This is a genomic window from Sphingomonas sp. (assembly GCF_036388435.1).
In the GTDB taxonomy this organism is placed as follows: Bacteria; Pseudomonadota; Alphaproteobacteria; order Sphingomonadales; family Sphingomonadaceae; genus Sphingomonas.
The window spans coordinates 1-22551 of the sequence record NZ_DASVRV010000021.1 but is presented as its reverse complement, the minus strand read 5'-3'; the positions used below and the strand labels follow the sequence as shown (position 1 = coordinate 22551).

Annotated in this window: 21 protein-coding genes, 1 tRNA gene and 1 pseudogene; 17 read left to right on the top strand and 6 right to left on the bottom strand. The window is 69.0% G+C overall.

The features are described from left to right. Positions 1-315: 315 nt before the first annotated feature. From VF592_RS05405 to VF592_RS05375, 7 genes are all read left to right on the top strand, one after another. Positions 316-1395 (top strand): type I restriction endonuclease, encoded by a 1080-nt coding sequence (locus tag VF592_RS05405; protein WP_331004590.1) that lies wholly within the window; start codon positions 316-318, stop codon positions 1393-1395. Between the two features lie 13 nt (positions 1396-1408). Continuing rightward, positions 1409-4834 (top strand): class I SAM-dependent DNA methyltransferase, encoded by a 3426-nt coding sequence (locus VF592_RS05400; protein WP_331004589.1) that lies wholly within the window; start codon positions 1409-1411, stop codon positions 4832-4834. Between the two features lie 259 nt (positions 4835-5093). Next, entirely contained in the window at positions 5094-5312 is a 219-nt protein-coding gene (gene infA / locus VF592_RS05395) for a translation initiation factor IF-1 (RefSeq protein WP_331004588.1), read from the top strand. Between the two features lie 85 nt (positions 5313-5397). Then, entirely contained in the window at positions 5398-5970 is a 573-nt protein-coding gene (locus tag VF592_RS05390) for a nucleoside triphosphate pyrophosphatase (protein WP_331004587.1), read from the top strand. Beyond that, on the top strand, positions 5963-6895 hold the full coding sequence (locus tag VF592_RS05385) for a ribonuclease (protein WP_331004586.1): 933 nt from the start codon (positions 5963-5965) through the stop codon (positions 6893-6895). Before VF592_RS05390 ends, VF592_RS05385 begins: the two co-directional genes overlap by 8 nt. Then, the gene (locus tag VF592_RS05380) at positions 6892-7077 is read left to right on the top strand and encodes a DNA gyrase inhibitor YacG (protein WP_414714158.1); all 186 of its coding nucleotides are present in this window, start codon (positions 6892-6894) and stop codon (positions 7075-7077) included. The genes VF592_RS05385 and VF592_RS05380 overlap by 4 nt, the downstream gene beginning before the upstream one ends. A 29-nt stretch (positions 7078-7106) precedes the next feature. Then, positions 7107-7178, top strand: a tRNA-Phe gene (locus VF592_RS05375). A gap of 115 nt (positions 7179-7293) precedes the next feature. Here VF592_RS05375 and VF592_RS05370 read toward each other — a convergent pair. Next, entirely contained in the window at positions 7294-9360 is a 2067-nt protein-coding gene (locus VF592_RS05370; RefSeq protein WP_331004592.1) for a malate synthase G, read from the bottom strand. A 96-nt stretch (positions 9361-9456) separates the two neighbouring features. After that, the gene (locus VF592_RS05365) at positions 9457-9924 is read right to left on the bottom strand and encodes a MarR family winged helix-turn-helix transcriptional regulator (protein ID WP_331004584.1); all 468 of its coding nucleotides are present in this window, start codon (positions 9922-9924) and stop codon (positions 9457-9459) included. Between the two features lie 77 nt (positions 9925-10001). On the opposite strand from VF592_RS05365, the gene hppD reads away from it, so the two are divergent. From hppD to VF592_RS05350, 3 genes are all read left to right on the top strand, one after another. Beyond that, a complete protein-coding gene (gene hppD, locus VF592_RS05360; protein ID WP_331004591.1) occupies positions 10002-11060 on the top strand; it encodes a 4-hydroxyphenylpyruvate dioxygenase in 1059 nt (352 codons plus the stop codon). A 265-nt stretch (positions 11061-11325) separates the two neighbouring features. Beyond that, complete coding sequence (hmgA, locus tag VF592_RS05355; protein WP_331004583.1) at positions 11326-12639, top strand: homogentisate 1,2-dioxygenase; 1314 nt, start codon at positions 11326-11328, stop codon at positions 12637-12639. Further along, the gene (locus VF592_RS05350) at positions 12636-13019 is read left to right on the top strand and encodes a Rieske (2Fe-2S) protein (RefSeq protein WP_331004582.1); all 384 of its coding nucleotides are present in this window, start codon (positions 12636-12638) and stop codon (positions 13017-13019) included. The genes hmgA and VF592_RS05350 overlap by 4 nt, the downstream gene beginning before the upstream one ends. On the opposite strand, the gene rodA is transcribed toward VF592_RS05350, so the two are convergent. Together rodA and VF592_RS05340 are read right to left on the bottom strand one after the other, a co-directional pair. Beyond that, positions 12985-14085: a rod shape-determining protein RodA gene (rodA, locus tag VF592_RS05345; protein WP_331004581.1), complete on the bottom strand. Its 1101-nt coding sequence runs from the start codon at positions 14083-14085 to the stop codon at positions 12985-12987. The two genes, VF592_RS05350 and rodA, sit on opposite strands and share 35 nt — an antisense overlap. A gap of 69 nt (positions 14086-14154) precedes the next feature. Continuing rightward, positions 14155-14856, bottom strand: a complete 702-nt coding sequence (locus VF592_RS05340; protein WP_331004580.1) for a murein L,D-transpeptidase catalytic domain family protein — start codon at positions 14854-14856, stop codon at positions 14155-14157. Between the two features lie 206 nt (positions 14857-15062). Here VF592_RS05340 and VF592_RS05335 point away from each other — a divergent pair, with 206 nt between their 5' ends. Genes VF592_RS05335 through VF592_RS05325 form a run of 3 tightly spaced genes read left to right on the top strand, consistent with a single transcriptional unit; the run spans position 15063 to position 17207 of the window. Beyond that, the gene (locus VF592_RS05335) at positions 15063-15656 is read left to right on the top strand and encodes a L,D-transpeptidase family protein (RefSeq protein WP_331004579.1); all 594 of its coding nucleotides are present in this window, start codon (positions 15063-15065) and stop codon (positions 15654-15656) included. A 40-nt stretch (positions 15657-15696) separates the two neighbouring features. Beyond that, positions 15697-16311 (top strand): isochorismatase family cysteine hydrolase, encoded by a 615-nt coding sequence (locus VF592_RS05330; protein ID WP_331004578.1) that lies wholly within the window; start codon positions 15697-15699, stop codon positions 16309-16311. Beyond that, on the top strand, positions 16308-17207 hold the full coding sequence (locus VF592_RS05325; RefSeq protein ID WP_331004577.1) for a type 1 glutamine amidotransferase: 900 nt from the start codon (positions 16308-16310) through the stop codon (positions 17205-17207). The genes VF592_RS05330 and VF592_RS05325 overlap by 4 nt, the downstream gene beginning before the upstream one ends. On the opposite strand, the gene VF592_RS05320 is transcribed toward VF592_RS05325, so the two are convergent. After that, positions 17171-17548 (bottom strand): PRC-barrel domain-containing protein, encoded by a 378-nt coding sequence (locus VF592_RS05320; protein ID WP_331004576.1) that lies wholly within the window; start codon positions 17546-17548, stop codon positions 17171-17173. The two genes, VF592_RS05325 and VF592_RS05320, sit on opposite strands and share 37 nt — an antisense overlap. Positions 17549-17649: 101 nt before the next feature. Between VF592_RS05320 and VF592_RS05315 the strand changes: the two genes are divergently transcribed. The 4 genes from VF592_RS05315 (at position 17650) to VF592_RS05300 (ending at position 22321) form a co-directional block, all read left to right on the top strand. Next, the gene (locus VF592_RS05315) at positions 17650-18156 is read left to right on the top strand and encodes a hypothetical protein (RefSeq protein ID WP_331004575.1); all 507 of its coding nucleotides are present in this window, start codon (positions 17650-17652) and stop codon (positions 18154-18156) included. Positions 18157-19003: 847 nt separating this feature from the next. Further along, positions 19004-20932: a ribonucleoside-diphosphate reductase subunit alpha gene (locus VF592_RS05310; RefSeq protein ID WP_331004574.1), complete on the top strand. Its 1929-nt coding sequence runs from the start codon at positions 19004-19006 to the stop codon at positions 20930-20932. Between the two features lie 102 nt (positions 20933-21034). Beyond that, positions 21035-21238, top strand: coding sequence for a hypothetical protein (locus tag VF592_RS05305; protein WP_331004573.1), 204 nt, complete (start codon positions 21035-21037; stop codon positions 21236-21238). A gap of 24 nt (positions 21239-21262) precedes the next feature. Then, entirely contained in the window at positions 21263-22321 is a 1059-nt protein-coding gene (locus tag VF592_RS05300) for a ribonucleotide-diphosphate reductase subunit beta (RefSeq protein ID WP_331004572.1), read from the top strand. A 106-nt stretch (positions 22322-22427) separates the two neighbouring features. Here the strand turns inward: VF592_RS05300 and VF592_RS05295 are convergent. Continuing rightward, positions 22428-22551, bottom strand: a pseudogene (locus tag VF592_RS05295) (IS5/IS1182 family transposase); the annotation flags it as partial.

Below are 22551 nucleotides of genomic sequence, written 5' to 3'. Positions count from 1 at the left end.
CAAGGACACCGCCGGACCCGCGGTGAACCCGATGATCAAGATCACCAACATCGTCGCGCTGCTGCTGGTCGCGGCCTTGGCGGCGAGCGGCTCGTAAGGCAGCGCCACGGCCGGCGACCGCGCGGGTCTCTACTCGCGCGGTCGCCGGCCACAGTTCCCGCATTCTCTACCTAGTGGAGCCCGACCGTATCCTCCACCAGGCCAGGGCCACCGCGCCCGCGCCCTGATCCCCGATCACCACCATTTCGGACCCATCCCCGCTTGCCTCGTCCCCCACCCCGGCCAGCATCGGGCGCGCAGCAGGGGAAGCACGCAATGGATCTCGCCACACGTCTCGTCGAACTCGAAAAGCGCACCGCCCAGCACCGCGAGCTGCTGCTGACGGAGGAAGCGGCCAAGACCGCGCTCGTCCTCCCCTTCTTCCAGGCGCTCGGTTACGACGTGTTCAACCCGTCCGAGGTCATCCCCGAATTCACCGCCGATGTCGGCATCAAGAAGGGCGAGAAGGTCGACTACGCCCTGTGTTCGGAGGGTCGGGTCAACATCCTGGTCGAATGCAAGCCGTCCTCGGTCGACCTCGACCTCAAACACGCCTCGCAGCTCTTCCGCTATTTCGCGACCACCGACGCGCGCGTCGCGATCCTGACCAACGGCGTGGTCTACAAATTCTTCTCCGACACCGAACAGCCCAACAAGATGGACGACAAGCCGTTCTTCAGCTTCTCGATGGACGCGATCCGGCGCACCGACCCCCAGACGCTGGAGCGGTTCAGCCGGTCGCAATTCGATATCGCCGCCATCATCGCCGAGGCCGGGCGCCTGAAACTCGAATCACTCGTCCGCCTCGAGATCGAGCGCGAATTCGCCCAGCCCTCGGAGGACTGGGTGCGTCTGATCGCCAAGCGCGTCAGCCCCGCCCAGCTGACGGCGGCGATGCGCGAGCAATATGGCGCGCTGATCGCCGCCTCGATCGCGCAGCTGATTCGCGACCGCGTCAACGACCGGCTCACCTCCGCGCTCAACGTCGCCAACCCCGCGCCCACGGAATTGGAGGAGGGCGGCTCCGACGACATGTCCGACGCCGGCGACGGCGTGATCACCACCGACGACGAGATCGCGGGCTTCCGCATCGTCCAGGCGATCGCCGCGCGCCATGTCGACCCCCGGCGCGTCGTCATCCGCGACTCGAAATCCTATTGCGCGATCCTGCTCGACGACAACAACCGCAAGACGATCGCGCGGCTGCACTTCAACAGCCCGACGACGCGCTATGTCGGCACCTTCGACGGCAAGGCGGAAACGCGGCATCCGGTGGTGGAGCTGACGGAGGTGTATAAGCTGGAGCCTCAGCTGGTCGCGCGCATCGCCGAACTGGCCGGGGGAGCCGGCGGCTGACGGAGCGCACCGCGTGCCCGGCGCCACGCCCGCATCCGATGCCACCGACCCCGCCGCGGTCGACGCCTTCATCGCCCGCTGGCGCGCGAACGAGGGCGGGGCGGAGCGCGCCAATTACGTCCTGTTCTTGACCGAGCTCTGCCAGCTTCTGGGGCTGCCCCGGCCCGACCCCGCCGACGCCACCCATGACCGCAACGATTATGTCTTCGAACGCGCGGTCCGCGAGGTCCATGACGACGGCCGGACGAGCCATGGCCGGATCGACCTGTACCGCCGCGGCTGCTTCGTGCTCGAAGCCAAGCAAAGCCGCGAGCCCGGCGGCGACCGCGACAAGGAGGTCGCGCTCCCGCCCGAACAGGCAGCGTTGCCCGGCATCGGCGGCGCCGAGGCGCGCGGCGGGCGCAGCGCGCGGCGCGGCTGGGACGTGCTGATGCGCAACGCGCTCGACCAGGCGCGGCGCTATGCCCGCCTGCTGCCCCCCGCGCATGGCTGGCCGCCCTTCATCCTCGTCTGCGATGTCGGCCATGCGATCGAGCTGTTCGCCGACTTTTCCGGTCAGGGAAAACATTACCGCCAATTCCCCGACCGCGGCGGCTTTCGCATCTATCTCGACGATCTGCGCGACGCAGCAGTGCGCGACCGGCTGCGCGCGGTCTGGACCGATCCGCTCTCGCTCGACCCCACGCGCCGCGCCGCCGCCGTCACCCAGACGATCGCGCGCCGCCTCGCCGGCGTCAGCCGGCTGCTGGAGGCGCGCGGGCGCGATCCGGGCGAGGTCGCCTATTTCCTGATGCGCTGCCTCTTCACGATGTTTGCGGAGGAGGAGAAGGTGCGCCTGCTCCCGGTCGGCGGGTTCACCGACTTTCTCGATCAGGCGCGCGAATACCCCGACAGCTTCGCGCCGCTGCTGGAGGAATTGTGGCGCGGCATGGACACCGGCGCCGTCTCCGCCTTGCTCCGCACCCGCGTTCGCCACTTCAACGGCGGGCTGTTCCGCGACGCCCGCGCCATCCCGCTCAACCGCGAGGAGATCGGCGAACTCCACCAGGCCGCGCTTCACGACTGGACCGAGGTCGAACCCGCCATCTTCGGGACGCTGCTCGAACAGGCGCTCGACCCCATCGAGCGCCGCCGGCTGGGCGCCCATTACACCCCGCGCGCCTATGTCGAGCGCCTCGTCACCGCCACCGTCATCGAACCGCTCCAGACCGAATGGGAAACGGTGCTGCTCGGCACCGTCGAGCGCGAGCGCGCGGTCGACCGCGACGCCGCGATCCGCGCCGTGCGCGACTTCCACACCAAGCTGGCGCGGACCCGCGTGCTCGACCCCGCCTGCGGCACCGGCAATTTCCTCTATGTCGCGCTCGAACTGCTCAAGCGGCTGGAAGGCGACGTGCTCGAAGTGCTGGCCGATCTGGGCGGACAGGAAGCGCTGCGGCTCGAGACGGAGACGGTCCACCCCAAGAACTTCCTGGGTCTTGAGCTCAACGAGCGCGCCGCCGCGATCACCGAACTCGTGCTCTGGCTCGGTTATATCCAGTGGCAGCTCCGCAACCGTCAGGAGATCACCGACCCGGTGCTGGAGGAGCTCGCCACCATCCGCGCGGGCGACGCCGTGCTCCGCCATGACGGCGAGCGTTTCGCGCCCGACGGATCGAGCCTTGGCTATGCCAATCCGCGCCGCCCCGACTGGCCCGACGCCGACTATATCGTCGGCAACCCGCCCTTCATCGGCGGCAAGGACCTGCGCGGGCGCCTGGGCGACCATTATGTCGCCGCGCTGTGGAAGGCGCATCCCAAGATGGGCCGGTCCGCCGATTTCGTCATGTATTGGTGGGACCGCGCGGCCGAGCGGCTGACCGAGAAGGGCACGCGTCTCAAGCGCTTCGGCTTCGTCACCACCAACTCGATCACCCAGGAATTCAGTCGCCGCGTGATCGCCCGCCGCCTCGACGGCCGCCCGCCGCTCGGGCTGGTCCTCGCCATCCCCGACCACCCCTGGACCAAGGCCACCCGCGACGCCGCCGCCGTGCGCATCGCGATGACGGTGGTCGAGCCGGGCGCGGCGGAAGGGCGGCTGCTGGAGGCCGTCACGGAGAGCGGGCTGGACACGGACGCGCCCGCGATCATGTTCCGCGAGGTCGCCGGACCGATCAATTCCGACCTGACCGTCGGGGCGGATATTGCAGGCGTACATCCGCTGCTCGCGAATGAATGGCTGTGCTCACGCGGCGTCTCCCTGCACGGGGCGGGCTTCATCGTGACGCCCGGACAGGCCGCGTATCTCGGCCTCGGTCAACGCAGCGGCCTGGAACGACACATCCGCGCCTATCGCAACGGGCGTGACCTGATGGGCCGGTCGCGCGACCTGCTGGCGATCGACCTGCTCGGCCTCGACGAGGATCGGGTCCGGCGCGACTTCCCCGACATCTATCAGCACCTGATCACCACGGTGAAGCCCGAACGCGACGCGAACAACCGCGCCACCTATCGCGACAATTGGTGGCTGTTCGGCGAACCGAGGCGCGAGCTGCGCCCGGCGCTGGAGGGCCTCGCCCGCTACATCGCCACGGTCGAGACCGCCAAACACCGCGTGTTCCAGTTTCTCGATGCGGCGATCCTGCCCGACAACATGCTGGTATGCGTCGCCAGCGACGATCCGTTCCATCTCGGCGTGCTCGGCTCCCGCCAGAGCGTCGTCTGGTCGTTGCGGGCGGGCGGCTGGCTGGGCGTCGGCAACGACCCGCGCTATTCGAAAAGCCGGGTATTCGACCCCTTCCCCTTCCCGCTCGCCACCCCCGACCAGCGCGCCCGGATCGGCACCCTGGCCCAGGAACTCGACGACAATCGCAAGCAGGTGCTCGCCTCCCATCCCGACCTGACGCTGACCGGCCTCTACAATCTGCGGGATAAGATTGTCAGCGGCGAGCCGCTCGACTTGGTCGAGCAGGACCAGCGCGCGCGCGGGCGGATCGACCTGTTGGCCGAGCTTCACCGGCGCATCGACGCCGCCGTGGCCGAGGCTTATGGCTGGCCCGCCGACCTGTCGGACGAAGCGATCGTCGCCCGCCTGGCCGCGCTCAACGCGGAGCGCCGGGCGGAGGAGAAGCGCGGCCATGTCCAGTGGCTCCGCCCCGATTACCAGCGCGCGCGCGCCAAGGTCGCCACCATCGGCCCCGCCGCGACCGAACAGATCGAGGCCCAGCTCCCCGACGCCAGGGCGCGCAAGCCGCTCTTCCCGCGCGATGCGGTGGGCCAGACCGCCGCCGTGTTCGACGCGCTCCGCGCGGGCGGCGCGCTCAGCGCGGCCGACATCGCCGCGCGCTACGCCCAGGGCCGCCGGGCGGAGCCACGCATCGCGGACACGCTCGCCGCGCTGACCCGGCTCGGCCATGTCACCGTCGAGCATGACGGCTTCCGCCTGCGCCGCGCCGCCTGACCCCCCTTGCGATGTTGGAGAACGCCCGCCATCCTCCTGCTCGACCCGGCGCCAACCGTGCTCTTTGACATTGCCGGACAGGGACTCGCATCCCATATCGTGATTGCCCCGGACGCTTACCGGAACCGCCGACCGGGCGGGCGACGCGCGCAGACTCCTCGGCCCACGCACCGCGTTTTGGCCTGAACTTCCAGTGAACTTCCATTTTCCCGCGCCGCCCGCTAAGGCGCGGGGCGAACCGATCCGAAAGATAGCTTGCTTGGCGAAAGAAGAACTCCTCGAAATGCGCGGCCGTGTGGTCGAGCTGCTCCCCAACGCGATGTTCCGCGTCCAGCTTGAGAACAACCACGAGGTCCTCGGCCACACCGCGGGCAAGATGCGCAAGAACCGTATCCGCGTGCTCGTCGGCGACGAGGTGCTGTGCGAACTCACTCCCTACGACCTGACCAAGGGCCGGATCACCTACCGGTTCAAGTGAGGGGCGAGCCTGCCGAGCCCGGCCGGCGCGGCGAGCGCCGCGTCCGACGACGCGGGCTTCGCCCGCGGCGCGCTCGCTGATCCCGATGCCCCCCCTTGTCCTCGCCTCCACCTCGCCCCGTCGCCTGGACTTGGTCCGCCGGCTCGGGATCGAGCCCGCCCGCGTCGCCGCGCCCGCGATCGACGAGGCGCCGCGCTCGCGCGAGCTGCCCCGCGACTATGCCCTGCGCCTCGCGGTCGAAAAGGCGCAGGCGATCGACCGTGCTCCGGGCGAGGTCGTGCTGGCGGGTGACACCACCGTCGCGCTCGGCCGGCGCATCCTGCCCCCCGCCGACACGCTCGCCATCCAGCGCGACCTGCTGGGCCGTCTGTCGGGCCGCCGCCATCACTGCCTGTCCGCGGTCTGCGTCATCGCCGCCGACGGCCGGCTCCGCACACGGATCGCCGACACGATCGTCGCCTTCAAGCCGCTCTCGCCCCCGGAGATCGACGCCTATCTCGATTGCGGCGAGGGGCTGGGCAAGGCCGGCGGCTATGCCATCCAGGGCCGCGCCGAGGCGTTCGTTCGCTTCCTCCACGGCTCGCACTCCGGGGTCATGGGCCTGCCGCTCTTCGAGACCCGCGCGCTGCTCCGCGCCGCCGGCCTGCCGCTTGGCTGAATGGCTCTACGAGGCCGGCATCGGCGAGAACCGCGCCGCGCTGGTCGAAGGCGGGCGCATCGTCGAGGCCTCGATCGAGCTGCCGGACAGGCTGCGCCTCGGCACCGTCGCCCCCGCCCGCCTGCTCGAACGCCGCCCCGGCCGCGTGGCGCTGGACGGCGGCGGCGAGGCGACGCTCGACCCCGTTCCCCCGGCGCTGACCCAGGGCGCCCGCCTCGCCGTCCGCATCGTCCGCGAGGCGATTCCCGAACCCGGCCGCCCCAAGCTCCCCCGCGCCGTCGCCACCGACGATCCTCCCGCCCCCGGCCCCACCCTGCTCGACCGCCTCGCGGCCACCGGCCACCCCGTCCGCCCCCTCCTCGCCCACCAGCCCGACGCGCTGGAGGAAGCGGGCTGGTCCGAACTCCTGGACGAGGCTGTGACCGGCGAGATCGCCTTCGCCGGCGGCGCGCTCCGCATGGCGCCCACCCCCGCCATGACCCTGTTCGACGTCGACGGTGACCCGCCGCTGGGCGCGCTCGCGCTGGGGGCGGCGGGCGCCGTGGCGGCCGCGATCCGCAGATTGGGCATCGGCGGCTCGATCGGCATCGACTTCCCGACCCTGTCCGGCAAGGCCGAGCGTCAGGCCGTCGCCGCCGCGATCGACGCGGCGCTGCCGCAGCCCTTCGAGCGCACGACGGTGAACGGCTTCGGCTTTCTCCAGATCGTCCGCCCCCGCCCCCGCGCCTCGCTGCCCGAGCTGCTCCGCGCCGATCCCGTCGGCGCCGCCGCCCGCGCCGAGCTCCGCCGGCTCGAACGCACGCCCGCCACCGCGCCCCGCCGCCACCGCCTGCCGCCCGCGATCCTCGCCCGGATCGAGGCGGAGAGCTGGGCCGCCGACCTGGTGCGCCGCACCGGCTGGGCGCCTATATGGGACCGGCCATGACCTGCCCCCTATGCACCAAGCCCGCCCATCCCGATTACCGCCCCTTCTGCTCGCGCGGCCACCGCGACCGCGACCTGCTGGCCTGGCTGGGCGAAGGCTATCGCATCCCGGGCCGCCCGATCGTCGATGAGGATGCGGATCGGGACGGGGCGGGGCTGGACAGTCCCGGCCGGTCGGACTAGAGGCGCGCTTCCGACCGGTGGAAGGGTTGGCCTGAGTAGCTCAGGGGTAGAGCAGACGACTGAAAATCGTCGTGTCGGTGGTTCAAATCCGCCCTCGGGCACCTTCCAGCCAGCCGCACGTAGCAGAGCTACGCGCGGACTCGGCGCAGAAGCGGCCGGCATGGCCCCGGCCATGACCGACGACGCGGCTTTGCCGCGGCGCTTACCCTCCAGCCCTCACCCCCGCGCCTTCGCCTCCCGCCGAAAGCGATGCAGCAACGGCTCGGTATAGCCGCTCGGCTGCCCCACCCCCTCGAACACCAGCGCCCGCGCCGCCCGGTAGGCCAGCCCGTCCTCGGTCAGCGGGCGGTAGAGCGGATCGCCCGCATTCTGCGCGTCGACCTTCCTCGCCATCGTGCGGAAAGCGGCGTCGACCTCGGCCTCCGTGGCGACGCCGTGGAGCAGCCAGTTGGCGATCGCCTGGGACGAGATCCTAAGCGTCGCCCGGTCCTCCATAAGCCCCACGTCATGGATGTCGGGCACCTTCGAACACCCCACCCCCTGGTCGATCCACCGGACCACATACCCCAGTATCCCCTGCGCGTTGTTCTCCAGCTCGGCCCGCACCTCCTCCGGCCGCCAGTTCCGCCCGCCCGCCAGCGGCACCGCGAGCAGCCGATCGAGCCCGGGCACTGCCTCCCCCGCGATCTCCCGCTGCCGGGCGAACACGTCGACCTGATGATAATGCAGCGCATGGAGCGTCGCCGCCGTCGGGCTCGGCACCCAGGCGGTGTTCGCGCCCGAGCGGGGATGCGCGACCTTCTGCTCCAGCATGTCGGCCATGCGGTCGGGCGCGGCCCACATCCCCTTGCCGATCTGCGCACGGCCTGACAGGCCGTGCTTGAGGCCGATCCGCACATTGCGGTCCTCATAGGCCGCGATCCAGCCTGACGCCTTCATCTCGCCCTTGGGGATCATCGGCCCCGCGCGCATCGCGGTGTGGATCTCGTCGCCGGTGCGGTCGAGGAACCCCGTATTGATGAACACGATCCGGTCGCGCACCGCGCCGATGCAGGCGGCCAAGTTGGCGGAGGTGCGGCGCTCCTCGTCCATCACCCCGACCTTCACCGTGTGGCGCGCGAGGCCGAGCAGGTCCTCCACGGCGTCGAACAGCCGGTTCGTGAAGGCGCATTCGTCCGGTCCGTGCATCTTGGGCTTGACGATATAGATCGACCCCGCCCGGCTGTTGCGCAGCGTTCCCAGGCCCCGGATGTCGTGCATCCCGATCAGGGAGGTCATCACCGCGTCGAGAATGCCCTCGGGCGCCTCCGACCCATCGGGGAGCAGCATGGCGGGCGTGGTCATCAGATGGCCGACATTGCGCACGAACAACAGGCTGCGCCCGGGGAGCGTCAGCGTGGAGCCGTCCGGCGCTGTGTAGTCGCGGTCCGGGTTCAGCCGCCGTGTGAACGTGCGGCCGCCCTTGTGGAAGCTTTCCTCCAGATCGCCGCGCATCAACCCCAGCCAATTGGCATAGGCCGCGACCTTGTCCTCCGCGTCGACGGCGGCGACCGAATCCTCCAGGTCGACGATGGTGGTGAGCGCCGACTCGAGCACCAGGTCGGCGATCCCGGCCGGGTCGGTCCGCCCGATCGGATGGGCAGGGTCGATCACGACCTCGATGTGCAGGCCGTTGTGGCGGAACAGCAGATTCTCACCCGCGCGCCCGACGAGGCGGTCGGGGTCGCGCAAGGCGGGCTCGCCGCCCGCGAAACCGGTCCAGCTACCCGCGGCCAGCGGCACCGCCTCGTCGAGGAACGCCTTGGCGCGCGCGATCACCTGGGCCCCGCGCTCCGGGTCGTAGCCGCCCGGCCTAGCGGCGCCGGGCAGCGCATCGGTGCCGTAGAGCGCGTCGTACAGGCTGCCCCAGCGCGCATTCGCCGCGTTGAGCACGAAGCGCGCGTTGAGCGAGGGCACGACGAGCTGCGGCCCGGCCATGGTCGCGATCTCGGGGTCCACATCGGTGGTGCCGATCGTGAAGGGCTCGGGCTCGGGCACCAGATAGCCGATCGCGCGCAGGAACGCCTCGTCCACCGGCTCGCCCGCGAGGTAGCGCGCGTCGATCGCCGCCTGCAGTTCCTCGCGCCGCGCGAGCAGCGCCCGGTTCTCCGGGGCGAAGCGCGCGAACAGCTCGGCGACGCCCGCCCAGAAGGCGTCGGGCGCGATGCCCGTCCCCGGCAGCGCGCGCTCCTCGACGAAATGCGCGAGCACGTCGGCCACCTTGAGCCCGTTACGATCCTGCATGTCGGTCAATCCATCCTCCACTGCGCATGGGTAGCGCCATCATCACCTGGGGAGGGCATGGGTCGCTTGCCCCAGCCTCCCGCGCCGCGCAAGCGGCTAGTCCCCGTCCTCGCCCTCGTCTTCCAGTCCCAGCGTCACCGCGTCGATGCGGCGGAGCATCGCGACGAAGGCATCGATCTCGGCGCGATCGAACCCGGCGAAGATGCGCCGCTCAAGATCCAGCGCCTTGGGCGCGATCGCGCCGTGGAGCTCCTGGCCCGCGGAGGTGAGCGTCAGCAGGTGCGACCTCCTGTCGCCCGGATTGGCCCGCCGCTGGAGCAGCCCGCGATCGACCAGCGCGATCGCCGCGCGGCTGACGGTCACCTTGTCCATGCGGGTGCGCGCGCCGATCGCGTTCTGGCTGGTGCCCCCCGTCTCCGCCACCACCGCGATCAGCCGCCATTCGGGGATCGAAAGCCCGAATAGCGCGTCATAGGTGCGCGCGATCGTGTCGCTGACCAGGTTGGAGGTGAAGCTCAGCCGGAACGGGATGAAGCTGTCCAGGGCGAGCGGGCGGTCGGTCATCCCGGCGAACCTAGCGGTTGACGGCCCCGGCGCAACGGCGCATGATCGTATCATTCGTTACTAGATGAGGTTCCATGATGCAGGACGCCAGCAATCCCTTGGGCCTGGACGGGTTCGAATTCTGCGAGTTCACCTCGCCCGATCCCGCCATGCTCGCTCGCCAGTTCGAGCAGCTGGGCTTCGTCCCCGCGCATCGTCACCCGACCAAGGCGGTGACCCGGTACAAGCAGGGCCGCATCAACCTGCTCCTCAACAGCGAACCGACCGGCCAGGCCGCCGACTTCCGCGCGGCGCACGGCCCCTCCGCGAGCGGCATGGCGTTCCGCGTCGCCGATCCCGCCTCGGCCTATGCCCACGCGGTCGCCGAGGGTGCCAAGCCTGTCGACGCCGAAGCGGGAACGCTCGGGCGGAACTCCCGCGTGATCGAGGGCATCGGCGGCTCCTATCTGTACCTCGTCCGCGCGGGGGAGGATCTGTACGCCGATTGGGACGCGGTGCCCGGCGCCGCCGAGGCGGAGCGGGAGAACAATGTCGGGCTCGACCTGCTCGACCACCTCACCCACAATGTCCGCCGCGGCGAGATGCGGACCTGGTCGAGTTTCTACGGCCGGCTGTTCGGGTTCGAGGAACAGAAATATTTCGACATCAAGGGCAAGGCCACGGGCCTGTTCAGCCAGGCGATGATCGCCCCCGACAAGGCGATCCGCATCCCCCTGAACGAGTCGCAGGACGAGAACAGCCAGATCGAGGAGTTCATCCGTCAATATCAGGGCGAGGGCATTCAGCATCTGGCGCTGACCACCCCCGACATCTTCGACACGGTCGAGCGGCTGCGCGCGCGCGGCGTCCGGCTCCAGGACACGATCGAGACCTATTACGAACTCGTCGACAAGCGCGTCCCCGGCCATGGCGAGGATCTGGAACGCCTGCGCCGCAACCGCATCCTGATCGACGGCGATGTCGGCGAGGAGGGGCTGCTGCTCCAGATCTTCACGGAGAACATGGTCGGCCCGATCTTCTTCGAGATTATCCAGAGGAAGGGCAATCAGGGCTTCGGGAACGGCAATTTCCAGGCGCTGTTCGAGAGCATCGAGTTGGATCAGATCCGTAGGGGCGTGATCAAGGTCGACGCCTGATGGTTCACGCGAAGACGCGAAGGCGCGAAGAAGATCGGTTCGCGCGGAGGCGCGGAGGCGCGGAGGAGCGCGCGGGGTTTCGTGACGCCCGCCGCGTCAGCGGCTTCGAGAACCAGCGGCTCGTGTCAACAAGGCCGCTTGCGCGGCGAGCGATCCGAAACCTCCGGACGACCCCCCTCCGCGTCTCCGCGCCTCCGTGCGAAACATCTTCTTCCTCCTTCGCGCCTTTGCGCCTTCGCGTGAACAATCAGCGAGCATCCCGCCCATGAACGCACCCCATTCCGTCACCCAGGCCGCCGACGGTGCCTACCTCCCCGGCTTCGGCAACCACCACTCGACCGAGGCCGTCCCCGGCGCGCTGCCGATCGGGCGCAACTCGCCGCAGCGCCCGCCCTTCGGCCTCTATGCCGAGCAGCTGTCGGGCACCGCCTTCACCGCGCCCCGGCACGAGAATCGCCGCTCCTGGCTCTACCGGATGCGCCCCACCGCCGAGCATCCGCCCTTCACGCCCTATGCGGGCGCCCCGCGCTTCTCGGCTGGCGCCGGCACCGCCCCGCTCGCGCCCAACCGGCTGCGCTGGGACCCGGTCGCGGCGCCTGCGCCCGGCTCCGACCTGATCGACGGCATCACGACGATGCTCACCAACCGCGATCCCGCCGATCTGGAAGGCGTCGTCGTCCACCTCTACGCGGCGAACCGGGACATGACCGACCGGGTGTTCTTCGACGCCGATGGCGAATTGCTGTTCATCCCCCAGGCGGGGCGGCTGGAACTGTTGACCGAGCTCGGCCGGATCGCGGTCGCGCCCGGCCAGATCGCGCTGATCCCGCGCGGGGTCCGCTTCCGCGCGCTGCTCCCCGACGGCGAGGCGCGGGGCTACATCGCCGAGAATCATGGAAGCCTTTTCCGGCTGCCCGATCTAGGGCCCATCGGCGCCAACGGCCTCGCCAACCCGCGCGATTTCGAGACGCCGGTCGCCTGGTTCGAGGATCGCGACGAACGCACCGAGGTCATACAGAAGTTCGGCGGCCGGCTCTGGCGGACCGAGCTCGACCATAGCCCGCTCGACGTGGTCGCCTGGCACGGCGATCTCGCGCCCTGGCGCTACGATCTGGCGCGGTTCAACACGATCGGCACCGTCAGCTTCGACCATCCCGATCCGTCGATCTTCACGCTGCTGACCAGCCCGTCAGACGTGGCAGGCCGCGCCAATGCCGATTTCGTCGTCTTCCCGCCGCGCTGGATGGTGGCGGAGGATACGTTCCGCCCGCCCTGGTTCCATCGCAACGTCATGTCGGAGGCGATGGGGCTGATCCACGGCGCCTATGACGCCAAGGCCGAAGGGTTCCAGCCGGGCGGGCTGTCGCTCCACAACCTCATGGCGGGCCACGGCCCCGATGTCGCCAGCTGGCGCGGCGCGTCGGAGGCCGATCTTAAGCCCCACAAGGTCGCGGGGACGATGGCGTTCATGGTCGAGAGTTGCTGGGCGTACCGGCCCACCACCCATGCGCTGGACACGGCGCAGCTCGATTATGACGCGGTATGGGCGGACTTCCCCAAGGCGCGGCTGCCGGGGTGAGCGACCCGGCACCCCGCCTCCACGCCACCCCCGCGGGCGTCACGCTCGGCCCGCTCGACTTTATCCCCGACGGCACGGCGCGCGGCTTCGTGCTGGAGATGCGCGCCGGCCGCTTCCACGGCTTCGTGGTGCGCCGGGGCGGGCAGGTGTACGGCTATGTCGACCGCTGCCCCCATGCCGGGCTGCCGCTCGCCCGGTCGCTCGACGATTACCTGACCCCGGTGGGCGAGCTGATCGCGTGCGGCTGGCATTCCGCGCTGTTCGACATCGAAACGGGGGCCTGCAAGGGCGGCCCCTGCATGGGCGCGTCGCTGACCCCCTGGCCGGTCGCGGTCGCCCAGGGGCTTATCGTGACCGCCGCTCCGCGCGGTGGATGCTGATCAGGATCCCGAACAGGATCAGCACCGTCATCATCGCCGACCCGCCATAGGAGAAGAGCGGCAGCGGAATCCCCACCACCGGCGCCAGCCCCGTCACCATCGCCAGGTTGATCCCGACATAGAGGAACATCGTGAAGGCCAGCCCCATCGCGGTCAGCCGCGTGAACACGGTCGAGGACCGCTGGGCGAGTTGGAACCCCCACCAGATGATGTATCCATAAAGCGCGAGCACCGTCAGCCCGCCGAGCAGCCCCCATTCCTCCATCATCGTCGCGAAGATGAAGTCGGTCTGCTTTTCGGGCAGATAATCCAGGTGCGACTGCGATCCCGCCAGATAGCCCTTGCCCCACAGCCCGCTCGATCCGATCGCGATCTTGGACTGGGTGATGTGATAGCCGGTGCCCAGCGGGTCGCTTTCCGGGTCCATGAAGGTCAGCACGCGGTTGCGCTGATAATCGTGGAGCATTCCCCAGGCGACGGGCATGACCGCCGCCAGCACCGCGGCGCCGCCGACGAACCAGCGGAGCTGGATACCCGCCAGGAACAGGATCGCCACGCCCGCGAAGCTGATCATCAGCGCGGTGCCCAGATCGGGCTGGAGCATCACCAGCCCGACCGGCGCCCCGATCAGCAGCACGGGCACGAGCAGCACGGAGGGCTGGCCGATGAAGCGCGGGGGGACCCCGTGGAAATAGCGCGCCAGGCTGAGCACCACCGCCAGCTTCATGAACTCGGACGGCTGGATGCGGATCACGCCCAGGTCGATCCAGCGCTGCGCCCCCATGCCGACATGCCCCATCGCCTCGACGACGATCAGCATGACGAACGCGATCGCATAAGCGGGATAGGCGATGCGGCGCCACGTCTCCACGCGGACATAGGACAAGGCCAGCATCGCGCCGAACAGCACCACGAAGCGCGCGCCCTGATTGGCGGCCCAGGGCATCAGCCGACCGCCCGCCGCCGAATAGAGCGTCAGTAGCCCGAACGCGGTCGCGGCGAGCATGGCGAACAGCATCCGCCAGGGCAGCGCGCGCAACGGCGCGGGAAGGGCGTCGGATCGCATCTTGTCAGAACCTCACCCGCACCGTGCGCCGCGACCGGGCGCGCGCGCAAGCCCGATCGACTTTCCAGGTCAGACCTTGGCGGCGTAGATCATCCGGCCGGTGCCCAGGCGGGCGAACACCTGTTCCAGCTCGTCCTCGGCGAAGGCGAAGCAGCCCTGGCTGCGGCCGAGCATGCCATGGGTGCGGATCATGTCGGGATTGGCGTACCAGGCGCCGTGGATCACGATCGCGCGCTCCAGCGCGTTGTTGTTGCTGGCGTCGAGGCCGTGGAGCCGCTGCGACCGGCCATGTTTGCCATGATAGTAATCGGCCGTGGCGAACGCGCCCTCGCACGAGGCGTTGGAACCGTGCTGGTTGGAAAAGCGCTGGAGCCAGCCGGTATGCGCGGGGTCGGACCCGCTGCCATGCGCGACGCGGAGCGAGGTCGAGCGGCCATTCGCCAGATCGATGAAGTGGAAACGCTGGTCGGCCGATTTGGCATTGAAATCGACGATCGCCATGCGGTCGCGGCGGACGCGCGACCCGTGCCGATCGAGCGCGGCCATGGCGCGACGCATCAGTTCGGGGCGCACGACGCGCGGGGACGTGACGGGCCGGGCGAAGACGGGCGGGGGCGGCGGGGTGACGGGGCGCAGGTCGGCGGAGGTGATGCGGTCCGGGCCCTTGCGGGTGGCGGCGATGGCACCTGGCGCGGCGATCGCGCCCGCCAGCAACAGGCCGTTCTTCAGCAACGCGCGCCGCGCGTGCAGCGCATCACCTTCGTCGTGCATCTATTTCCCCGCCCGCAATTCGGTCATCGACTCCCATATAGCGGAGACGCGCTAAAAATTCCCTAGCGTTTGTCGCAGGTTGCCCCGACCATGCCTCCGTTCGCCGCAGTCCGGGCGCGGATCGTCCCGCCGCGGTGTCCCGGCACCTTCGATCCCCTCGCGCGTTTGGCGACTCGAAGGGGGTGTGTCGTTCGAGGTGCGTGATTATGGCTAAGCTGCTCAATCTGGCGATCGGAACCATGCTGGCGCTCGGCGCCGCTCCCGCTTTCGCCTCCGACGAGATGGCCTCCGACGAGGTCGCCGTCGCGGTCGAAGCCGCCGCCGCGACGCTCGCCCCCAACCGCTTCGTGTGGAGCGACCCCGGCACCGCCGAGCCTGTCACGGTCGTCATCTCCGTCCCGCTCCAGCGCGCCTTCGTCTACCGGGGCGAGGCGCTGGTCGCCGCCACCGCCGTATCGACGGGCACCGACGACAAGCCCACGCCGACGGGCATCTACCCCATCCTGCAAAAGGCGGAAAAGCATCGCTCCAACCTGTACGACGCGTCGATGCCCTATATGCAGCGACTGACCTGGGACGGCATCGCGCTCCATGCCGGGGCCAACCCCGGCTTTCCCGCCTCGCATGGCTGCATCCGCCTGCCGACCGCCTTCGCGAAGAAGCTGTTCGAGGTGACGACGCTCGGCACCAATGTGGTCGTCACCGACGACGTGCTGATGGAGGCCAGGCTGAACCCCGAGCTGCTCCGCACCGACGCGATGCGTGCCAACGAGGCGCAGTTCGCGTCGCTGGGCGACTAGAATCCCGGAACCAAGCGGCGCCCATGCGCGCTTGCCGTTCATGGCTGACCAAGGGGGCGAGGACGCCCGGACCGAGGAACGCGAGCCCGCCACCGGCGGCACCGCGCTCCTGATCATCGACATGCTCAACACGCTCGATTTCGCGGGCGGGGAGGCCATGCTGCCCGCCGCGACCGCGGCCGCCGACGCGATCCGGGCCTTGCGCGACAAGGCCGACGCGGCGGGGGTGCCCGTCGTCTACGTCAACGACAATTACGACCAATGGCATTCCGAACGCTCGCGCCTGGTCGAATTGTGCGCGGCCGAGGACAGCCTGGGCCGCCCGCTGGCCGAGCGGCTGGCGCCGCGTCCCGACGATTATTTCGTCATCAAGCCGCAATTCTCCGGCTTCTACTCGACCAATCTTCCCGTCCTCCTGCCGCGGCTGGCGGCGAGCCGGCTGATCCTGACGGGGGTCGCCGCCGATATCTGCATCCTATTCACCGCCGCCGACGCCCATATGCGCGAGTACGAATTGTGGGTGCCCGAAGATGCGGTCGCGGCGACCGATCCGAAGCGTACGAGCTGGGCGCTGGAGATCATGCGCGACAGCATGAAGGCCGATACCCGCCCGACCGACGCGCTGACCCTGGACGACTGGATCGCCGCCGCATGAGGTTCCTGGTCGCCGAAAGCGAGTCCCCCGCCGCACGCGAGAGGCGCCGTGCCAGCGTCGGGCGCAGCTCGGGCGAGACGTTCCGCGACCTGCTCCTGTCGCTGGCGCCGGGCGCGGCGATCGACCGCGCCACCCCCGCCGACGCCGATGGCGACGTGCCCGACCAGGCGACGATCGCCGGCTATGACGCGGTGTTCCTGACGGGCTCGCCGCTCCACGTCTATGACGACACGCCCGAGGCCGCGCGCGAGATCGCCTTCATGCGCGCGGTGTTCGCGTCGGGGACGCCGTCTTTCGGATCGTGCGCGGGGCTGCAGGTCGCGGTCGCGGCGGCGGGCGGCACGGTGCGCGCCATGGGCGACCGGCGCGAGGCCGGGTTCGCGCGCCGCATCACCGCGACCGCGGCCGGGCGCGACCACCCGCTCCTGGCCGGCCGCGCCGCCGCCTGGGACGCGCCCGCCGTCCATAGCGACGAGGTGGCGACGCTGCCCGAGGGCGCGACCCTGCTCGCGAGCAACGGCACGACCAAGGTCCAGGCGGCGGAGATCCGGGTCGGCCCCGGCGTCTTCTGGGGGGTGCAATATCACCCCGAATTGTCGCTGTCCGAGGTCGCCGCCGCGCTGCGCCGCCAGGCGCCCGACCTGGTCGAATGCGGGCTGGCGCGCAGCGAAGCCGAGGTCGGGATTCAGGCCGCTTTGGTCGATGCGCTGGCACAGGACCCGGAACGCCGCGACCTGGCCTGGCGGCTGGGCCTCGACGCCGAACTGATCGACCGCACGAAACGCACGACCGAGCTGCGCAATTTCCTCGACCACCTCGTCGCGCCGACCCGCGCCGCGCGCGGGCGCCGCGGGAGCGATCAGCCCGCGGCCAGCGAGTCCGCCTTGACCCCGTAATAGCTCGCGACGCGGTCGGCATAGGCCTGGTCGAACACCGGCGCGTTCGACGCCCAGCTCGGCCCGCCTTCCAGCGCGCGGCGGTCGATCGTCACCACGTAACGGTCGCTGACCGGGTCGAACTGCAACAGGGTGAAGGGCAGCGGGTAGTAGCTTTTGCCCACGCCCAGGAACCCGCCCAGGCTGAGCACCGCATGGGTGACGCGCCCCGAATTCTTGTGGATCAGGAAGGCATAGACCGACCCCGCCACGTCGCCGTCGCGCGACTCGACCTTGAGCGTCGAGGACAAGGCCGCCTGGGCGAGCAACTGGGTAGGGGCATCGGTCGGGGTCGTGGACATGGGGCTGTTCTCCTGTTCGGCGGCTCAACCGGTCGCGGCGCGCGTCGGTTCCGACGCGACCGGGGTTGAGCCCGGACGGCCGATAGCCCAAAGCTCGTGCCATGCGGCGTAGCTTTTCCCTTTTTCCCCTGATGCTCGCGGCCTGCGTGCCCGCGAGCCGCCCGCCCGAGGCACCGCCGGCACCCCCACCGCCGCCGCGTGTGATCGCGCCCGCGCCCGTCCTGCCCGTGCCGGCCGCCGGGTCCGACTGGCGCGACTGGCCGCTCACGCCGGGCGAATGGCGCTATCGTCGCGACGCGCGCGGCAGCGAGGCGATGTTCGGGACGCTGCTCACGTTGCGGTGTGACCCGGCCGAGCGCCGGATGGTCCTGTCGCTGAACGGTGCCCCCGCCGCGCCGGTGACCATGCGCGCGTCGAGCACGGCGCGCGTGGTCCCCGTGCAGCCCGCCGGCCAGGCCGCCGTCGCCGCCTTCGCGCCCACCGATCCGCTGCTCGACGCGCTGGCGTTCAGCCGGGGGCGCTTCGTTGTCGAACAAGCGGGCCGCCCCCCGCTGGTGGTGCCCGCCCATGCCGAGATCGGCCGCGTCACCGAGGATTGCCGCGACTGATCGCATCGGCGCGAGATTGATCTTGCGGAGCGGCCCCATCCATCACACATTGCGGGGGCGGGCGATGTACGTCCGTTTGTCAATCAACAAGCGAAAGGAGGTGATCCGATGTCTCATGGTTCAGCAATGGGGTCGGTTCAGTTCGTTCGGGAGACTCGTCGCTAAGCGTTCGAACGGTTCTCGCATCGGGGGCATCTTCCCCCATACAAGATGCGGGGCCTGAACGCGGAGCGGCATCATGGTCTCCCGGGCTGGAGCTATCCGGCCGCTGACCATGCAAAGGAGCTTGTCGGGCCGTCGGGAGACGTCCGGCAAGCTCTTTTCATATGCGGCGCAGGGCGGCTTGCCGCCACGAAGTGGCGCAAGACTCGCCCAAGCCCGGCCGGCGGGGCCCCACCCCGTCCGACGACGCGGCTTCGCCGCGGCGCGAGGCTCGATATCTCGCCGTCCCTCTGAAATCCTACCCCCCCCCCCCCCGGCGACCCGTCGGCCCCGACCCCGCGTCACACCCCCATTCCATCCCCACCGAAATATTTTCGTTCCCGCCCCGTTCCCTTGCGGATCGCGGACCCGGCGGAAATGCGCGCGTCGCGCCCCGACCGGTCCCGTCCGGCCCCCTTTCATCCCCAATGTTTCACTTGCCTCGCCCGCCGGAACATCACAATCTGTGGGGGTCGACAGGAGAGCGGGACCCAAGTGCTGGTGTGTTCGTTGATGACGGCACTGGGTCGAGCGGATCGGCGGCAGGTCATATGTTCGTTTTTTGTTCTCGCCGGGAAATATCCGGTGATAGCATCGTCATGGGCCGCCGATTCGGAACAGCCGTGGAACATTGGGAGCGTAGAGGATGGATTTTCGCGATGGGCATGAGGGCAACGGCATGAGCGCCGAGACGATCGACCGTCCCGTCGAGGGCGACCGCGCCAGCACGGACAGCGCCCCCGATCGTGCCGCGCCCGCCCCGGACGCGAAGCCCGCCATGCGCCGCCCCTTCCCGCTCGAGGTCGATCATGGCCGCGACGCGCTGCTGACCGATTTCGGCAAGGAGACCCTGAAGGACCGTTACCTGCTGCCCGGCGAGACGATCCAGGACCTGTTCGTCCGCGTCGCCAGCGCCTATGCCGACGACCAGGCGCATGCCCAGCGGCTCTACGACTATATCAGCCGGTTGTGGTTCATGCCGGCGACCCCCGTGCTGTCGAACGGCGGCACCGGGCGCGGCCTGCCCATCTCCTGCTACCTCAATTCCGTCCCCGACAGCCTGAACGGCATCGTCGACACCTGGAACGAGAATGTGTGGCTCGCTTCGCGCGGCGGCGGGATCGGCACCTATTGGGGCAATGTCCGCGGCATCGGCGAGCCCGTCGGGCTGAACGGCAAGACCAGCGGCATCATCCCCTTCGTGCGCGTGATGGATTCGCTGACGCTGGCGATCAGCCAGGGCAGCCTGCGCCGCGGATCGGCCGCCTGCTATCTCGACATCTCGCACCCCGAGATCGAGGAATTCTTGGAGATCCGCAAGCCGTCGGGCGACTTCAACCGCAAGGCGCTGAACCTCCATCACGGCGTGCTGCTGACCGACGCGTTCATGGAGGCGGTGCGCGCCGGCGACGAATGGCATCTGCGCAGCCCCAAGGACCAGTCGATCCGCCAGACGCTCGACGCGCGGTCGCTCTTCCAGAAGCTGGTCGAAACCCGGCTCCAGACCGGCGAGCCGTACATCGTCTTCGCCGACCATGTGAACAACGCCATGCCCCGCCATCACCGCGAGCTGGGGCTCAAGGTGTCGACCTCGAACCTCTGCTCCGAGATCACGCTGCCCACGGGCAAGGATCACCTGGGCAACGACCGCACAGCGGTGTGCTGCCTGTCGTCGCTCAACCTAGAGACCTGGGACGAGTGGAACGGCGAGCGCGGCTTCATCGAGGACGTGATGCGCTTCCTCGACAATGTGCTGCAGGATTATATCGACCGCCACGAACCCGGCATGGAGCGCGCAGCCTACAGCGCAGGCCGCGAGCGTTCGGTGGGGCTGGGCGTGATGGGCTATCACTCCTTCCTTCAGGCGCGCGGGCTCCCCTTCGAGGGGGCGATGGCCAAGTCGTGGAACCTGCGCATGTTCCGCCACATCAAGGCGCAGGCCGACGAGGCGTCGATGCAGCTCGCCGTCGAGCGCGGGCCCTGCCCCGACGCGGCGGACGTGGGCGTGATGGAGCGGTTCAGCTGCAAGATGGCGATCGCGCCGACCGCGTCGATCTCGATCATCTGCGGCGGCACCAGCGCGTGCATCGAGCCGATCCCGGCCAACATCTACACCCACAAGACGCTGTCGGGCAGCTTCTCGGTCAAGAACCCGTATCTGGAGAAGCTCCTTACGCAGAAGTCCAAGAATTCGGACGCGGTGTGGAACTCGATCCTGGAGCAGGGCGGCTCGGTCCAGCATCTCGACTTCCTCTCGGCCGAGGAAAAGGACTGCTACAAGACCAGCTTCGAGATCGACCAGCGCTGGCTCCTCGAACTCGCCGGCGACCGCACGCCGTACATCGACCAGGCCCAGTCGCTGAACCTGTTCATCCCGGCCGACGTTGAGAAATGGGACCTGCTCATGCTCCACTTCCGCGCCTGGGAGCTGGGCATCAAGTCGCTCTACTATCTCCGCTCGAAATCGGTCCAGCGCGCCGGCTTCGCGGGCGGCGTCGAGAACGACAACACGATCGAGAAGCCGCAATATGAGCTGGCAAGCACGGACTATGACGAGTGTCTGGCTTGTCAGTAAGCGGGCGGCTTCGGATTGCGTAAGCAATCCGAAGACTCGCCACGGCGGGCAGCGGGGCGGCATCGCCGTCCCGTCTGACGGCATGGCAGGTGGAGGAACGGCATGACCTACAACGTCGTCATCATGTACATCGTCGCCGCGATCCTCACCGCGATCGGCGTCGTCATGCTCCTGCGGCTGCGCAAGCCCAGCATCACCGAGCGCAAGACCTACGCGTACCGCATGGTCGGCATCATGCTGACCTCGGGCGGCATCGTCCTCGCCATGTCCGCGACCGCCATGTGGCGGTGGAGCGTGGCCCCTTAATCCCCTTCGATCCGGAGTAACCCCATGTCCCTCCTTCACGCCTCCAAGCAGTACAAGCCCTTCGAATATCCCTGGGCGTTCGAGTTCTGGAAGCGCCAGCAGCAGCTCCACTGGCTTCCCGAAGAGGTGCCGCTCGGCGAGGATTGCCGCGACTGGGCGCAGAAGCTGTCCGATCACGAGCGCAACCTGCTGACGCAGATCTTCCGCTTCTTCACCCAGGCGGACGTCGAGGTGCAGGACTGCTATCACGAGAAATATGGCCGCGTGTTCAAGCCGACCGAGATCAAGATGATGCTGACCGCGTTCAGCAACATGGAGACGGTCCACATCGCCGCCTATAGCCACCTGCTCGACACGATCGGCATGCCCGAGTCCGAGTACGGCGCCTTTCTCGAATATGCCGAGATGAAGGACAAGCATGATTACATGCAGAAGTTCACCGTCGACAATGACGAGGACATCGCCCGCACGCTCGCCATGTTCGGCGGCTTCACCGAGGGCGTCCAGCTCTTCGCGTCCTTCGCGATGCTGATGAACTTCCCGCGCTTCAACAAGATGAAGGGCATGGGCCAGATCGTCACCTGGTCGATCCGCGACGAGTCGCTCCATTGCGAGGGCATCATCAAGATGTTCCACGCCTTTTGCGCCGAGCGCCAGTGCCTGACCAAGGCGGTCAAGGACGACATCGCCGACGTCTGCCAGACGACGATCCGGCTGGAGGACGCATTCATCGACCTCGCCTTCGAAATGGGCCCGGTCAACGGCATGACGCCCAAAGAAATCAAGAAGTATATCCGCTACATCGCCGACTGGCGGATGGGCCAGCTCGGGCTGAAGCCCATCTACATGATCGACGAGCACCCCCTCCCCTGGCTCGCCCCGATGCTCAACGGCGTCGAGCACGCCAATTTCTTCGAACAGCGCGCGACCGAATATTCCAAGGCGGCGACGCGCGGCCAGTGGAACGACGTGTGGAGCAGCTTCGACAAGCGCCAGAACGCCAACAAGGGGCGGCCGGCGAACGAGGATGCGGAGATGATCGGGCCGGATATGTTTGGCCAGGTGAGCGTGGCGGCGGAGTAGGGTTGCGATCCTTCGTAGGGACGATACCATCCGTTCCAGGAGAGGGCATCGAATGTGGGAATACTGGTCGGCTGTCGGACGGAAGATACCTAGGCTCCAGACTCGTTCACAGCCAGAACGCGAGCGCGGTGGCGAGCGCCACGCCTGACAGGAAGTTGGCCGCGAGCTTGTCGTAGCGGGTCGCGACGCGGCGGAAGTCCTTGAGGCGGCAGAACGCGTTCTCGATCAGG

What these genes read in the sequence shown, in the direction of transcription:
- VF592_RS05315 (WP_331004575.1), top strand. Translation starts at nt 17,650, where the DNA reads ATGCGGCGTAGCTTTTCCCTTTTTCCCCTGATGCTCGCGGCCTGCGTG.
- VF592_RS05300 (WP_331004572.1), top strand. Translation starts at nt 21,263, where the DNA reads ATGTCCCTCCTTCACGCCTCCAAGCAGTACAAGCCCTTCGAATATCCC.
- rodA (WP_331004581.1), bottom strand. Translation starts at nt 14,085, where the DNA reads ATGCGATCCGACGCCCTTCCCGCGCCGTTGCGCGCGCTGCCCTGGCGG.
- VF592_RS05340 (WP_331004580.1), bottom strand. Translation starts at nt 14,856, where the DNA reads ATGCACGACGAAGGTGATGCGCTGCACGCGCGGCGCGCGTTGCTGAAG.
- hmgA (WP_331004583.1), top strand. Translation starts at nt 11,326, where the DNA reads ATGAACGCACCCCATTCCGTCACCCAGGCCGCCGACGGTGCCTACCTC.
- VF592_RS05380 (WP_414714158.1), top strand. Translation starts at nt 6,892, where the DNA reads ATGACCTGCCCCCTATGCACCAAGCCCGCCCATCCCGATTACCGCCCC.
- VF592_RS05305 (WP_331004573.1), top strand. Translation starts at nt 21,035, where the DNA reads ATGACCTACAACGTCGTCATCATGTACATCGTCGCCGCGATCCTCACC.
- VF592_RS05390 (WP_331004587.1), top strand. Translation starts at nt 5,398, where the DNA reads ATGCCCCCCCTTGTCCTCGCCTCCACCTCGCCCCGTCGCCTGGACTTG.
- VF592_RS05405 (WP_331004590.1), top strand. Translation starts at nt 316, where the DNA reads ATGGATCTCGCCACACGTCTCGTCGAACTCGAAAAGCGCACCGCCCAG.
- VF592_RS05365 (WP_331004584.1), bottom strand. Translation starts at nt 9,924, where the DNA reads ATGACCGACCGCCCGCTCGCCCTGGACAGCTTCATCCCGTTCCGGCTG.
- VF592_RS05310 (WP_331004574.1), top strand. Translation starts at nt 19,004, where the DNA reads ATGGATTTTCGCGATGGGCATGAGGGCAACGGCATGAGCGCCGAGACG.
- VF592_RS05335 (WP_331004579.1), top strand. Translation starts at nt 15,063, where the DNA reads ATGGCTAAGCTGCTCAATCTGGCGATCGGAACCATGCTGGCGCTCGGC.
- VF592_RS05320 (WP_331004576.1), bottom strand. Translation starts at nt 17,548, where the DNA reads ATGTCCACGACCCCGACCGATGCCCCTACCCAGTTGCTCGCCCAGGCG.
- VF592_RS05330 (WP_331004578.1), top strand. Translation starts at nt 15,697, where the DNA reads ATGGCTGACCAAGGGGGCGAGGACGCCCGGACCGAGGAACGCGAGCCC.
- VF592_RS05325 (WP_331004577.1), top strand. Translation starts at nt 16,308, where the DNA reads ATGAGGTTCCTGGTCGCCGAAAGCGAGTCCCCCGCCGCACGCGAGAGG.
- VF592_RS05370 (WP_331004592.1), bottom strand. Translation starts at nt 9,360, where the DNA reads ATGCAGGATCGTAACGGGCTCAAGGTGGCCGACGTGCTCGCGCATTTC.
- hppD (WP_331004591.1), top strand. Translation starts at nt 10,002, where the DNA reads ATGCAGGACGCCAGCAATCCCTTGGGCCTGGACGGGTTCGAATTCTGC.